The sequence below is a fragment of the Xanthomonas sp. NCPPB 1068 genome (assembly GCF_041479385.2).
Taxonomy (GTDB): domain Bacteria; phylum Pseudomonadota; class Gammaproteobacteria; order Xanthomonadales; family Xanthomonadaceae; genus Xanthomonas; species Xanthomonas cannabis.
Map to the genome: position 1 here is coordinate 638206 of NZ_CM192986.1, position 13220 is coordinate 651425.

The window sequence follows — 13220 nt, forward strand, 5'->3', positions numbered from 1 at the left end:
CCGGAGGCGGGCAAGGGGTGTTGTGCTGTTGCATGGCGCGCTCGGTAGCGACAGCGCACCGCGCTTCAGACAGGGCGGCGTGGTGCGCTCCGCCACAGCAACGCGCGAAACGGCCCAAGCAGAAACACGCCCATGCCCAGCTTCACCGCCAGATCGCCGGCCGCCCAGCTCACCCACGGCAGCGCCGCACCGGCGAAGGCGATGCTCCAGAAGATTGCGGTATCCAGCGTGGCGCTGCAGGTGGTGGCCACGATCGGCGCACGCCACCAACTGCCATTGCGCAGGCGGTCGAACACGGTGATGTCGAGCAGCTGGGCGGCGATGAAGGCGGTGCACGAGGCCGCCGCAATGCGCGGCGTCGCCAGCCACACCGACAGCACCACCGCCAGTGCAAAGCCGCACCACGCCACCGTGCGTGCCGCACGCGGTCCGAAGCGACGGTTGATCAGGTTGCTGACCAGAAACGCCAATGGATACGAAAACGCACCCCAGGTCAGCCAATCGTTGATCGGGTACTGCACCAGGACGTTGGACAACAGCACCACCGCACCCATTGCCAGCACCGCCCAGGTCAAGGCACGGGCGGTGAGCGGAGCAAACAGCGGGGCGGGGGCAGCGGACATGACGGCAGGGCAGGGGCGTTACGCGGATTATCCGCGGGTCGGTGGCAGTGGGCCAGTACATAAGGCCGCAGCAACTCACCGGCGCGCGCCGTGGCGAGGGCGTGGTTCGCCGTGCCATCGCTGCCCGATGGCGCCGCGAAACAGCCGACACGACCACGGTGGCACGTGCACGCAACCCGGACGCGATCGCCAATGTGCATGTAGCAGATGGCGCCGTGCATCGGTCGGCATGCTCACCAGTGCGCCGTTGCACGGCGGTGGCGAGCACATCGCGCGTGTCGTGTGCCACCGTCAGGCGCGTGGTCATGCCGACAGGCGTGCGCGCACCTGCAGGGCGATGCGCTCGGTTTCGCGCACTGGAGTGATATCGACAGCGGGCGCGAGAACTTCTTCGGCTGCCTGCAAGCGCTGGCGTTGCCGCAAGGCCTGCAGGTAGCTGCCTACGCGCCCGCTCGCGCGCTCGCCGAACGCGGCCGCCACCGGCACGCGTGTGGCGCAGGCTTCGGAGAGCAGGTTGACCGAGTCGGCAGTGGCGATCAGCGCATCGGCCCAGCCCAGCAGGCCGGCATACGGGTTGGGTCCGTCGCGCGTGTCGCACCACAGCAGGTGCGGCAGGCCGGCGCAGGCCGCACGCAGCGGGGCGATGGCCGCGGGCGGGGTACGCCGGGAAACGGTGACCAGCAGGCTGCCGCCGGCCGCATGTAGCTGGTCGCGCAGCGGCGCGCACAGCGCCGCCAGGTCCTGCACGGTCCAGGGCACCTGGGCGGTCGGGCCGCCGATCAGCAGCGCCAGACGCGGGCCGGGCAGGGCACCCAGCTCCGGGAAGGTGGCCCGCCCGGCGGCCAACCAGGCATCGTCCACCGGGTGCAGGCTGCCCAGCAGGGTCAGCACGTTGGCGCCGCGCAACCCATCGTGCTCGGGCACGATCAGCAGGTCCCAGTGGCGCGGGTCCAGGCGCGGGTCCAGGATCTGCACGCTGCGGCTGCCGCGTGCACGCAGCAACCGCGTGGCCAGCGCGGCCTGGCGCCCGCAGCCGATCGCCAGGGCCGGCGGGTGCTGCAGCTGCTGCGCAAATGCAGCGCCGAAGGCGGCCCGTGCACCTGGTAACTGGTGCGGCGCCGCCCAGCGCCAGGGCGCCTGTGCGTGCAGATGCATCGGCTGGAAGGCGCCAGGCTGCAGTGCCCGCGCCAGCGCTTCGGCCTGGCGCGCGTTGCCGGCGCGGCCATCGCTCAGCGCCCAGGTCAGCCTCATCGTTTCAGATCCGACATAGATTTGTTTCAGATTGAACGCGTGTGACGGCAATCGCACCACTCTACACTGCGGGTCTTCACACTGACGCCGATGCCGCCCGGCCTGGCGCCTTTCCCCCTCTTCTGGAGTGCTCATGTCCGACCCGCTCAACGCCGCCGCACTGGACCAGCTGTTCCGTACCGCCCGCACGCAAAACGCGTTTGCCGACACGCCGGTCAGCCAGGACGTGCTGCGCGAGCTCTATGAGCTGGTGAAGTGGGGCCCGACTGCCGCCAACAGCTCGCCGGCGCGGTTCGTGTTCGTGACCAGCGCCGAAGGCAAGGCCAAGCTCAAGCCGGCCCTGTCCGAGGGCAACGCGGCCAAGACCCTGGCCGCACCGGTGACGGTGATCGTGGCGCACGATGAGGATTTCCACGAGAAGCTGCCGTACCTGTTTCCGCATGCCGATGCCAAGAGTTGGTTCGACGGCCCGCGTGAGGGCCGCGCCGAGTCCGCATTCCGCAACAGCTCGCTGCAGGGTGCGTATCTGATCCTGGCCGCGCGCGCGCTGGGGCTGGATGCTGGCCCGATGTCCGGCTTCGACAATGCCAAGGTCGATGCGGCGTTCTTTGCCGGCACGCCGATCAAGTCCAACTTCCTGGTCAATCTCGGTTACGGCGATCCGGCCGGGCTGTTCCCGCGGTCGCCGCGCTTGAGCTTCGACGAAGCCGCGCGCTTCGAGTGAGCGTGGCAGCACGCAGTGCGGCCTGTGATGCAGCATCGGCGCTGCACGTGGGGTGCCGGTGATCGCACGCACGGGGTGTGTGCTTTTGATGCGTGAGTGCTGCGTTGTTTTGCCTGCGTGTGGAATGTTGTGATCAGCACGTGCGCTCGTGTCCGCGTGAGCGCATTCGGTGCCTGCAGGCGGTCAGCTCGCTACCGAGCCTGCCGAGCCTGCCGCGCATCCGCGCTGATCACCGCATGCAAGAAGTGTGTGTCGCCCAGTTTCCTGCAGTCCTCGTCCGTCTGCGTTTCGCCCCATCCGCGTTGATCCAACGCGTCTCTCATCACATGGAGTTCCAATGAAGATCACCCACAAGCTGTTGCTGCCGCTCGCCCTCACCGTGGCCATCGCCGCCTGCTCCAAGCCGGCCGACAACACCGCCGCACCGGCGGCCGACGCCCCGGCCGCGACCACTGCACCGGCGGATGCCGCTGCTGCCCCGGCCCCGGCCCCGGCCGCCGACGCGGCCGCTTCGACCGCCCCGGCCGTGCAGGTTGCCTCCGGCACCTACACCCTGGACCCGAGCCACACCGACGTGATTGCGCAGTGGAGCCACTTCGGCTTCTCCAACCCGAGCGCGCATTTCGGCAATGTCGACGGCACCCTGGTGTACGACGCAGCCGACGTGACCAAGTCCACCGTGCAGGTCACCCTGCCGCTGTCGGGCTTGAACAGCTTTACCGCCAAGTTCGACGAGCACCTGAAGAGCGGTGACTTCTTCGACGCGGCCAAGTTCCCGACCGCCACCTTCAAGAGCACCAAGGTCGAAGCGGCCGGCACCAACAAGCTGACCGTTACTGGCGATCTGACCATCAAGGACCAGACCAAGCCGGTCGTGCTGGACGTCACCCTCAACGGTGCCGGCGAGCACCCGATGAAGAAGGTGCCGGCAGCCGGTTTCGATGCCACCACCACCATCAAGCGCAGCGACTTCGGCGTGGGCCAGTACGCCCCGAACGTCAGCGACGAAGTGAAGATCCGCATCACCACCGAAGCGCTGCAGGCCAAGGCCGGCGACGCCGCTGCCGCGAAGTAAGAGCAGCTAGCAAAACTACTGCGCGGCCACCAGGCGGGCGCGGTCGGTGCTCGGAACCCTCATGTAACACTCGTACACTACGGTTCCTCCGCGCCGCCCGCACCCACCTGACGACCGCTCGCTACGTGTTGTTAGCCGCTCCAAGACCCGCGCAGATCGCGGTATCGGTGCGCGCAGCCGCCCGATGCCGCAACCCAAAAGCCCGCTAATCGGCGGGCTTTTGCTTGTGTACGCAAACGCGTTGCCACTCCGGGCGCGCGCTTGTGTAGGAGCGGACCTGGCCGCGACCGCGTTACCGACGCACTCTCCGACAACGCGCGACCATCTCGGTCAAGCCCGTCGCGCCCGGGTGCGCTCCTACGCGAGGATGCTGCACCCCGTCCGTGACAGCGAGCACGCCAGCCCTATGTAGGAGCGGACCTGGCCGCGACCGCGTTACCGACGCACTCTCCGACAACGCGCGACCATCTCGGGCAAGCCCCGTCGCGCCCGGGTGCGCTCCTACGCGAGGATGCTGCACCCCATCCGTGGCAGCGAGCACGCAAACCTATGTAGGAGCGGACTTGGCCGCGACCGCGTTACCGACACCCTCTCCGACAACGCGCGACCATCTCGGGCAAGCCCCGTCGCGCCCGGGCGCGCTCCTACGCGAGGATGCTGCACCATCCGTGGCAGCGAGCACGCCAGCCCTATGTAGGAGCGGACCTGGCCGCGACTGCGTTACCGACGCACTCTCCGACAACGCGCGACCATCTCGGGCAAGCCCGTCGCGCCCGGGTGCGCTCCTACGCGAGGATGCTGCACTCCATCCGTGGCAGTGAGTACGCCAGCCCTATGTAGGAGCGGACCTGGCCGCGACCGCGTTACCGACGAACCCGCCACAAGGCATGCGATCTCGATAAAACTCCCTCGCGCGCCAGCGCGTCCCAACAAGAGGTGCGTGTTGCATCATTCCTCTGCGGAATGTGCCTTCCAGTAGCCCTTCGCGCGGATCCATTCCTTGTCCACGCCCAGGTGTTCTTCTATGAACTTGCGCATTGCACGGGCGCGCATGGACTCGGTGCCGATCCAGTAGAACGTGTCGCCGTCGTGCGGCTCGTAGTCGCGCAGGCTATCTTCCAGCAAGGTGCTGCTGGCTGCATCGACGCCGTTGCGCTCCAGCCAGTACACATCGACATCGGCCGCACTCAGCAACGCCTGCCGCTCGGCGGCATCGGCCACTTCGATGAACACCTCTGCCTGCAGGTCGGCCGGCATCGCCTCCAGCCAGCGGCCGATTGCCGGCAATGCGGTTTCATCGCCGATCAATACATAACGATCGAAGTCGTCGGCCACCAGGAACGAGCCGCGTGGGCCGCCAATGCGCAGTTCGTCGCCTGGCTGCGCCTGGGCAGCCCAACCGGAGGCCACCCCGTCACCGTGCAACACGAAATCGATGCTGAGCTCGCCGGTTTGCGGGTCGAACAGGCGCGGCGTGTAGTCGCGGCCGGGCGAGGGCAGGGCGCCGTCGGCGTAACGCGGTCCTTCCGGTGTCATGGTCGGCAGCACGAACGCGCCGTCGGCATTGGGGAAAAACAGTTTGACGTGATCGTCCGGTGCGTCGCTCTGGAAGCCGGCAAGCTCGCTGCCACCAAAGACAATGCGGCGCATCTGTGGCGTGATCGACTCGCAACGCACCACCTGCACGGAACGCAGGCGCGGGTCGCGACGGATTTGGGTGCTGGTGTGCAGTGTCATGGGGTGCAGTTCCTGGAGGTACTTTGCAGTTGCGTGGTGGTGGAGGTGGGAGGTCAGGAGCAAAACTGACGAGGTGACAAGCAGTAAGTAACCAGTGATGGGCAGCGGCTGTTGGCGATTCCTTCTCCCATCGGGACACTGTCCTCCTTTATGGGGGAGAAGGTGCCCCAGAGGAGAGGATGAGGGTACGAGCGAAGCCTCGTGCAGTTGCAATAACGCGTGGCTTCGCCCGTACCCTCACCCCAACCCCTCTCCCGAAGGGAGAGGGGCTTCAAGCCACCGCGAAGAGACACGATCGCCGTGGCAAATTTGCAGAGTGATGAACTCGCAAACGGCGCATCCGCCGCGGTTCCTGCACGCCACTCGCATCAGCAGCACAACCTGTCGTAGTGACGCAGCCGCAGTGACATGTTGTAGTCGCGAAGCACACCCACTCAGCCGTCATCGCGCTCCATGCCGTCGGCGGCGGCGTTGAGTAAAGCTGCAATGCGGGCAGTTTCTGCCTCGCTCCACTGCCCGTGCCGTGCAAACAGGCCGTGCTTGATGCGGTGAATCGCATCGCGAATCGGCGCCGGCGTCTGTGCCTTGATCAATTCGCGTGCGCGCCGATGCGTGCGTGCCAGCGCTGCGTCGAGTGCATCGCGTTGCTGCGCGACATGCGCGCGGCCGGCGTCGGTGACCTGATAGCGCTTGCGGCCGTCATCCAGCGAGGTCTGCACCCAGCCGGCGGCTTCCAGCTGCGCCAGCGCGGGATAGATCGCGCCGGCACTTGGGGTGTACAGCCCTTTGAACAGCGCGGCGATCTGCCGCATCAACTCGTAGCCATGGCGCGGGCGCTCGTCGATCAGCGCCAGCACCAGCAGGCGCAGATCGCCGTGCTCCAGCGGCCGCGCCCGCCCGATCGCGGCGCGGCCACGTGCGGCGAGCGGAGACGGATCGAGATCATCTGAAGGGCTGGATCGACGCAAGCGCGGTCTCATTCGATATATCGAAGCATGCCGAAAACGATATATCGAAGCTTGCCTGCCGGCAAGTGCTTCGCCGTCGCGTCGATGACCGGCCATCGGCCACAAGCGCAGATGCTGCAACGCGGCTGGACAGTTCCGACCTCCATAATTACGATGTAATTACTTTGGCATGACGGGCTCGTCCCGGTGAGGCAGCAGCATGAGTCGACAGTGGGACACCCAGGCCGAGAGCCGGCGTCAGCGCCTGCAGCGCGCCGCTGCACTGGCGCCTCAGGGGCGCGTGGTGGCCGCCGACGATGTGGTGGCGTTGCTGGAGGCGGTCATCGAGCCCGGCGACCGTGTGTGCCTGGAAGGCAACAACCAGAAGCAGGCCGATTTCCTGGCGCGCTGCCTGACCGAGGTAGACCCCGCGCGCGTGCACGACCTGCACATGGTGCAGTCGGTGCTCTCGCTGGCGGCACACCTGGATGTGTTCGAGCGTGGTATCGCCAAGCGCCTGGATTTTTCGTTTTCCGGCCCGCAGGCCGCGCGCCTGGCCGGGCTGGTCAGCGAGGGCCGCATCGAGATCGGCGCCATCCACACCTATCTGGAATTGTTCGGCCGCTACTTCATCGACCTGACGCCGCGTATCGCACTGGTCACCGCGCAGGCCGCCGACCGCCACGGCAATCTCTACACCGGGCCCAATACCGAAGACACGCCGGTGATCGTGGAAGCCACTGCGTTCAAGGGCGGCATCGTCATTGCGCAGGTCAACGAGATTCTCGACACCTTGCCGCGCGTGGACATCCCGGCCGATTGGGTGGACTTCGTCACCCAGGCGCCCAAGCCCAATTACATCGAGCCGCTGTTCACCCGCGACCCGGCGCAGATCTCCGAGATCCAGGTGTTGATGGCGATGATGGCCATCAAGGGCATCTACGCCGAATACGGCGTGGACCGGCTCAATCACGGCATCGGTTTCGATACTGCCGCCATCGAGTTGCTGCTGCCCACCTACGCCGAATCGCTGGGGCTGAAGGGCAAGATCTGCCGGCATTGGGCGCTCAATCCGCACCCGGCGTTGATCCCGGCGATCGAGTCGGGCTTCGTGCACTCGGTGCATTCGTTCGGTTCCGAACTGGGCATGGAAAACTATATCGCCGCACGCCCGGATGTGTTTTTTACCGGTGCCGACGGCAGCATGCGCTCCAACCGCGCGTTGTCTCAGACCGCAGGCATGTACGCCTGCGACATGTTCATCGGCTCCACCTTGCAGATCGATCTGCAGGGCAACAGCTCCACCGCTACGCGCGATCGCATTGCCGGCTTCGGCGGTGCGCCCAACATGGGCTCGGATGCGCGTGGCCGCCGGCATGCCAGCGACGCCTGGCTCAAGGCCGGGCGCGAAGCGGCAAAACCGGGTGAGATGCCGCGCGGGCGCAAGCTGGTGGTGCAAATGGTGGAAACCTTCCGCGAGCACATGGCGCCGGCCTTCGTCGACAGGCTCGATGCGTGGGAACTGGCCGAGCGCGCCAACATGCCGCTGCCGCCGGTGATGATCTACGGCGATGACGTCAGCCATGTGTTGACCGAAGAAGGCATCGCCAACCTGTTGTTATGCCGCACGCCGGAAGAACGCGAGCAGGCGATCCGTGGCGTGTCCGGCTACACCGCCGTGGGCCTGGGGCGCGACAAGCGCGTGGTGGAAAACCTGCGCGATCGTGGCGTCATCAAGCGGCCGGAAGATCTGGGCATTCGTCCGCGCGATGCCACGCGCGACCTGCTCGCTGCGCGCACGGTCAAGGACCTGGTGCGCTGGTCCGGTGGGTTGTACGACCCGCCGAAACGTTTTCGCAATTGGTAAGGGCTCAGCATGGAAACCCTGCGATATCGCTTTGACGGCCAGCACGGTGCACGTGTCGGCGTGGATCACGCACTGGTCGGCGTGGTCGCCTCCGGCAACCTGGAAGTGCTGGTTGAGCGCGTGCCGCTCGACGGCGCGATGGAGATCGAGATCCTCACCGCCGCACGCGGCTTCGGCGCGATCTGGCAGGCGGTGCTGGACGATTTCGCCGCGCGGCATCCACTGCGCGATGTGCGCATCAGCATCAACGATGTGGGCGCCACACCCGCAGTGGTGAGCCTGCGCCTGGAACAGGCCATCGACGTGCTGCAAGGAGCCGACGCATGAGCCACCCCATTCATCTGCCCGTAGGAGCGCACCCGGGCGCGACGGGCGTTCCCGGTAATGCCGCAATCGCGCCCAGGTGCGCTCCTACGCATGTCGTCGGAAGACGCGTATGAGCACCACCATTCCCATGGCCGAGCGCAGCTACTACGAAGCCGATGCGCGCGAGCGGATCGACGGGTTGCTGGATGCCGGCAGCTTCCGCGAATTCGTCGGTCCACGTCGCCGCCTGATCAGCCCGCATCTGGCCCCGCTGGATACGCCCGGCGCGTTCGACGACGGCATCGTTGTCGGCGAAGGCGCGCTGCGTGGCCGTACCGTGCTGATCGCCGCACAGCAAGGCGCTTTCATGGGCGGCGGCGTCGGCGAGGTGCACGGTGCCAAGCTCACCGGCCTGCTCGAACGCGCTGCAGCCACGCAACCGGCTGCGGTGCTGTTGCTGCTCGACACCGGCGGCGTGCGCTTGCATGAAGCCAACGCCGGCCTGATCGCCATTTCCGAAATCATGCGGGCCACCTTGAACGCGCGCGCGGCCGGCGTGCCGGTGCTGGCCTTGATCGGCAGCGGTAACGGCGCCTTCGGCGGCATGGGCATCGTGGCGCGCTGCTGCAGCGCGGTGATCATGTCCGAAGAGGGCCGGCTGTCGTTGTCCGGCCCGGATGTGATCGAAACCGTGCGCGGGGTGGAAGAGTTCGACGCGCGCGACCGTGCCCTGGTGTGGCGCGTGACCGGTGGCAAGCACCGCTACCTGCTGGGCGACGCGCAGACCCTGGTAGCCGACCGCATCGCGGCGTTTGCCGATGCGGCGCTCACCACACTCGACACACTCGCAGAACCCGACGACGGCGATGCCGCCTTGCGGGCCCTGGAGCACGCGCATCAACAGCTGGCCGCGCGCATCCATAGCTACGGTGACTGCCGCGATGGCCTGGAGATCTGGCAGCGCCAGGGCATCGTCGAGGCGCAGCGCCTGCCGTTGCTGGACACCGACGCCTTCCTCGCCGCCACCGCCGACCGGAGCACGCCATGGAACTGAGCCAATTGCTGGACCAGCTGTTCCCGCTCGGCCACGCCATCGCCCGCAACGCCGATGTGCTCACCGGCAGCGCGACCACCGCGGCCGGCGAGGTCACCGTGATCGGCACCGCCAACAAGCTGGAGGTCGGCGTGGACCATGCGCTGGCATTGGCGGCCAGCGTACTTGCCAGCACGCGCGCGCATCCGCAGCGCCCCATCGTGATGCTGGCCGACACGGCCGGGCAACGGCTCGCACGCCGCGACGAACTGCTGGGCATCAATGGCTATTTTGCGCATCTTGCACGCGCGCTGGATCTGGCGCGCAGGCGCGGCGCGCGGCTGCTGACCCTGGTCTATGGCGAAGCGGTCAGCGGCGGGTTTCTGTCGTTCGGGTTGATGGCCGACCACATCCACGCGCTGCCGGACGCGCAGGTGCGGGTGATGGATCTACGTGCGATGGCGCGTGTGACCAAGCAATCGGTAGACACCTTGCAGGCGCTGAGCAAGAGCTCGCCGGTGTTCGCGCCGGGCGTTGAAAATTACGTGCGCATGGGTGCGGTGGAATCGCTGTGGGATGGCGATCTGGCAAAAGCATTACTCGCTGCATTGGCCGCGCCCACCGATGGCGACCAGCGCCGCGCACTCGGCGCGCAGCGCGGCGGGCGCACCCTGGCGCGCGATGTCGCCGCTGCCGTGGCCGCAGGCGAGGTGTGAGCATGCCCGGCCGCCACGCACTGGTGTGGTTGCGTCCCGGCGCGCGCTGGCAAGCGCTCACGCCGGGTGCGCAGCCACGGCTGCAGCAGTGGTTTGCTGCGGGCCTGCCGGCAGTGGTGGCGCGTGGGGATGGCAGCCAGGCACCCGGTCGCATACGGCTCGGCGTGCCGTTGCCGCCGGACGAAGGTAAACAGCGCCTGGCCTTGAGCGCCGGGCTGGACGACATCGCACGCAGCACCGCCCCGATGGCGCTGGATGCCGTGATCGCTACCGCCCCCGTTGTGATGCAGCCTGCACTGCGCGCCCTGCTGACGCAGGCCAATGCCAGCGGCCTGCAGCCGCGCGTGTTCGGCAGCGTTGCCTGGCAGGCCCTCACCGGGCTTGCGTATGTGCATGCGCAATCGGATCTGGATCTGTTGTGGTCCATCGCCACACCCGAACAGGCGCACAGGGTGGTGACGTTGCTGCAGCGCTGGGAACGGGACCACGGGCTGCGCGCAGACGGCGAGCTGCTGCTGCCCGACGACACCGCGGTGAACTGGCGCGAATACGCCGGCGGCGCACAGCAGGTCTTGGTGAAATCCAGCGACGACTGCCGCTTGCTGCCGCGCAGCGCGCTGTTTCCAGAGGGGGGCGCGGCATGAGGACGCTGGTCGAACGCACCACCGATGCCAGGCCCTCGGCGACGCAGTGCAATGCGGCCGGGCGGCAGTCACCCGCACCACCGTCAACAGACAGCCGTGTTGCACCACACCTGGCTTGTGCGGCTCACCGATCGACAGGCCTGGCACGTGCGGGGCGCCTGTCGGCACCGGTACCGGCGCCTGCAGCACCGCAGGACTCGCCGTCGCAACCAGGGCCTGGCCTTGCTCCCGCAGACGGCGGCCGCGGCCTCATGCATGCGCCATCGCGTGCTACGGCAACGCGCGGCGATCTGCAGCACAACGCAGTGCTGCAAGGCACATCGCATGCGGTTGCCGGCACCGCCAGCGCGCTGGCGCATCGGCTGGGCCGGCTCGCGGTCGCCGCCTTGCATGCAGAACTGAGCTGCGCACCCAAGCCCGGCCTGGTCACGCCGTTCGACCGCGGCAGCCATACCGATATGGACGCGTCGACGTTTCTGCGCAGCCTGTTCGCCCTACGCGGCTACTTCGTTGCGATTGCGCAGGCCGGTATCGACAACGCGCCGTTCGAGCAATTGCGCCAGCTCGGCATCGCGGCCGAAGCGGCGATGCTGCGTGCGACCGGCGGCATCAACACCCATCGCGGCGCGATCTTCAGCCTGGGCCTGCTCACCGCGCAGGCCGCGCGCCTGCGTGTCGCGCACGGGAGCCGCCCCCGCGGCGAAGCCGTCTGCACCGCGGTGCAGGTCTGGCGCGACGCCTTGCGCACCGCGCCGCTGGATCCCCACAGCAATGGCCAGCGCGTGCGTGCAGCGTTGCAGATCGGTGGTGTGCGCGAGCAGGCCGCAGCCGGTTATCCGTTACTGCGCGAGATCGCATTGCCGTCGCTGCGCAGCGCACTGCACAGCGGCGCCACGCGCGAGGCCGCACTGGCGCAGACCTTGATGCGCTTGATCGCCGAGGTCGACGATCTCAACCTGTTGCATCGCGGCGGGCAGGCCGGGCTGGCCTACGCAAGGGCGCAAGCACGTGCATTTCTCGCCGCGGGTGGTGTCGCACAAGCGCAGTGGCGCGATCGCTTGAGCGCCATTGGCAGGCAATTCGTCGCGCGTCGTCTGAGCCCGGGCGGCAGCGCCGATCTGGTGGCCTGCGCCTGGTTCCTGCACTGTCAGGAGACCGTATGAGCACGCAGCAGCCATCGGCAGCGGCGAAGACGCTGCGCGTGCACATGAGCGGTAATGGCGCCCATCCCACTGCCCCAGGAAACGGCGTCCTGCTCTGGCGCGCGGAAGAGCAGGCCCGCAGCGCGGATGCGGGCCATGCGCGCATGGCGCACGGCGTGACTTGCACGCAGGTCATGCCATGAGCCTGGCCGTGCTCTGTCCCGGCCAGGGCGGTCAACATGCCGCGATGTTTGCGCGCGTCGCCGATGCGCCTGCCGCGGCCGGCGTACTCGCTGCAGCGGGTCAGGTGCTTGGCGCCGCGCCGCACATCCTTGCCGCAGACCCGGGCCGCTATGCCAACGCCATCGCGCAGCCGCTGGTGTGCGCGGGCACCCTGGCGCAGTGGCAGGTGTTGCGCCAGCGGCTCCCCGTGCCGTTGCTGGTGCTCGGCTACAGCGTGGGCGAGCTGGCGGCGCATGCAGTGGCCGGCAGCGTCGACATCGAAACCTGCCTGCAGCTTGCAGCCACCCGCGCCCGCCTGATGGATGCCGCCAGCCCCGACAACGCCGGGCTGATGGCCGTCATCGGCCTGCCACTGCCCACGCTCGCTGCCCTGTGCACCGCGCACGGCGCAGCGCTGGCCATCGTCAATGGCGATGACCATGCAGTGCTTGGCGGTCCACGTCCTGCACTGCAGGCGCTGGGCGACGCAGCGCAGGCGCGTGGCGCACGCGTCACGCTGCTGCCGGTGAGCGTGCCGGCGCACACCCCGTGGCTGCGCAGCGCCGCCGCTGCATTCGCCATCGAATTGAACACCGCCCGCATCGGTGCTCCGAAGGTGCGCGTGCTCGCCGGCATCGATGCACGTGCGGTCGGCACCAAGGCGCAGGTTGTCGACAGCCTGGCCGCGCAGATCGCGCAGACCGTGCGCTGGTACGACGTACTGGTGCAGGCCGCCGAACGCGGCGCGCGCGTCTTTCTCGAACTCGGGCCCGGTAGCGCATTGGCGCGCATGGCGCGTGAGGTCTTGCCGGCGTGCGAGGCGCGCTCGGTAGACGACTTCCACAGCACCGAGGGTGTTGTGGAGTGGGTCAACGCCGCGTGCGAGCGCGCGGCATGACGATCAGGCAGGTGCTGCACACGGTGTGACCCTGG

At 67.9% G+C, this 13220-nt stretch carries 14 protein-coding genes and 1 other RNA gene; 11 read left to right on the forward strand and 4 right to left on the reverse strand.

Annotated elements, in window-relative coordinates; translation table 11 throughout:
* Positions 1–65: 65 nt before the first annotated feature.
* Together ACCQ12_RS02755 and ACCQ12_RS02760 are read right to left on the reverse strand one after the other, a co-directional pair.
* The gene (locus ACCQ12_RS02755) at positions 66–623 is read right to left on the reverse strand and encodes a VUT family protein (RefSeq protein ID WP_184553183.1); all 558 of its coding nucleotides are present in this window, start codon (positions 621–623) and stop codon (positions 66–68) included.
* 303 nt (positions 624–926) lie between these two features.
* Entirely contained in the window at positions 927–1874 is a 948-nt protein-coding gene (locus ACCQ12_RS02760) for a mitochondrial fission ELM1 family protein (RefSeq protein ID WP_372382877.1), read from the reverse strand.
* Positions 1875–2007: 133 nt separating this feature from the next.
* On the opposite strand from ACCQ12_RS02760, the gene ACCQ12_RS02765 reads away from it, so the two are divergent.
* The 3 genes from ACCQ12_RS02765 (at position 2008) to ACCQ12_RS02775 (ending at position 3810) form a co-directional block, all read left to right on the forward strand.
* A complete protein-coding gene (locus ACCQ12_RS02765; RefSeq protein WP_372382878.1) occupies positions 2008–2598 on the forward strand; it encodes a malonic semialdehyde reductase in 591 nt (196 codons plus the stop codon).
* A gap of 337 nt (positions 2599–2935) precedes the next feature.
* Positions 2936–3673 carry a YceI family protein gene (locus ACCQ12_RS02770; protein WP_372382879.1) on the forward strand — a complete coding sequence of 246 codons (738 nt, stop codon included), beginning with the start codon at positions 2936–2938 and terminating at the stop codon, positions 3671–3673.
* A gap of 61 nt (positions 3674–3734) precedes the next feature.
* A non-coding RNA gene (locus ACCQ12_RS02775) (sX9 sRNA) lies at positions 3735–3810 on the forward strand.
* Positions 3811–4621: 811 nt separating this feature from the next.
* Here ACCQ12_RS02775 and ACCQ12_RS02780 read toward each other — a convergent pair.
* Both ACCQ12_RS02780 and ACCQ12_RS02785 read right to left on the reverse strand, forming a co-directional pair.
* Positions 4622–5410, reverse strand: a complete 789-nt coding sequence (locus ACCQ12_RS02780) for a siderophore-interacting protein (RefSeq protein WP_372382880.1) — start codon at positions 5408–5410, stop codon at positions 4622–4624.
* A 434-nt stretch (positions 5411–5844) separates the two neighbouring features.
* The gene (locus tag ACCQ12_RS02785; protein ID WP_372382881.1) at positions 5845–6390 is read right to left on the reverse strand and encodes a PadR family transcriptional regulator; all 546 of its coding nucleotides are present in this window, start codon (positions 6388–6390) and stop codon (positions 5845–5847) included.
* Between the two features lie 187 nt (positions 6391–6577).
* On the opposite strand from ACCQ12_RS02785, the gene mdcA reads away from it, so the two are divergent.
* The 8 genes from mdcA (at position 6578) to mdcH (ending at position 13185) form a co-directional block, all read left to right on the forward strand.
* Positions 6578–8224 (forward strand): malonate decarboxylase subunit alpha, encoded by a 1647-nt coding sequence (gene mdcA / locus ACCQ12_RS02790; protein WP_228313440.1) that lies wholly within the window; start codon positions 6578–6580, stop codon positions 8222–8224.
* 9 nt (positions 8225–8233) lie between these two features.
* Positions 8234–8551 (forward strand): malonate decarboxylase acyl carrier protein, encoded by a 318-nt coding sequence (mdcC, locus tag ACCQ12_RS02795; RefSeq protein WP_104579238.1) that lies wholly within the window; start codon positions 8234–8236, stop codon positions 8549–8551.
* A gap of 127 nt (positions 8552–8678) precedes the next feature.
* Positions 8679–9584: a biotin-independent malonate decarboxylase subunit beta gene (locus ACCQ12_RS02800; RefSeq protein ID WP_372383537.1), complete on the forward strand. Its 906-nt coding sequence runs from the start codon at positions 8679–8681 to the stop codon at positions 9582–9584.
* Complete coding sequence (mdcE, locus tag ACCQ12_RS02805) at positions 9575–10279, forward strand: biotin-independent malonate decarboxylase subunit gamma (RefSeq protein ID WP_372382882.1); 705 nt, start codon at positions 9575–9577, stop codon at positions 10277–10279. The genes ACCQ12_RS02800 and mdcE overlap by 10 nt, the downstream gene beginning before the upstream one ends.
* A 2-nt stretch (positions 10280–10281) precedes the next feature.
* The gene (gene mdcG / locus ACCQ12_RS02810) at positions 10282–10923 is read left to right on the forward strand and encodes a malonate decarboxylase holo-[acyl-carrier-protein] synthase (protein WP_372382883.1); all 642 of its coding nucleotides are present in this window, start codon (positions 10282–10284) and stop codon (positions 10921–10923) included.
* Between the two features lie 251 nt (positions 10924–11174).
* A complete protein-coding gene (mdcB, locus tag ACCQ12_RS02815) occupies positions 11175–12086 on the forward strand; it encodes a triphosphoribosyl-dephospho-CoA synthase MdcB (protein WP_372382884.1) in 912 nt (303 codons plus the stop codon).
* Positions 12083–12268: a hypothetical protein gene (locus ACCQ12_RS02820; protein ID WP_372382885.1), complete on the forward strand. Its 186-nt coding sequence runs from the start codon at positions 12083–12085 to the stop codon at positions 12266–12268. The genes mdcB and ACCQ12_RS02820 overlap by 4 nt, the downstream gene beginning before the upstream one ends.
* Positions 12265–13185: a malonate decarboxylase subunit epsilon gene (gene mdcH / locus ACCQ12_RS02825; RefSeq protein WP_372382886.1), complete on the forward strand. Its 921-nt coding sequence runs from the start codon at positions 12265–12267 to the stop codon at positions 13183–13185. The genes ACCQ12_RS02820 and mdcH overlap by 4 nt, the downstream gene beginning before the upstream one ends.
* Positions 13186–13220: the final 35 nt, after the last annotated feature.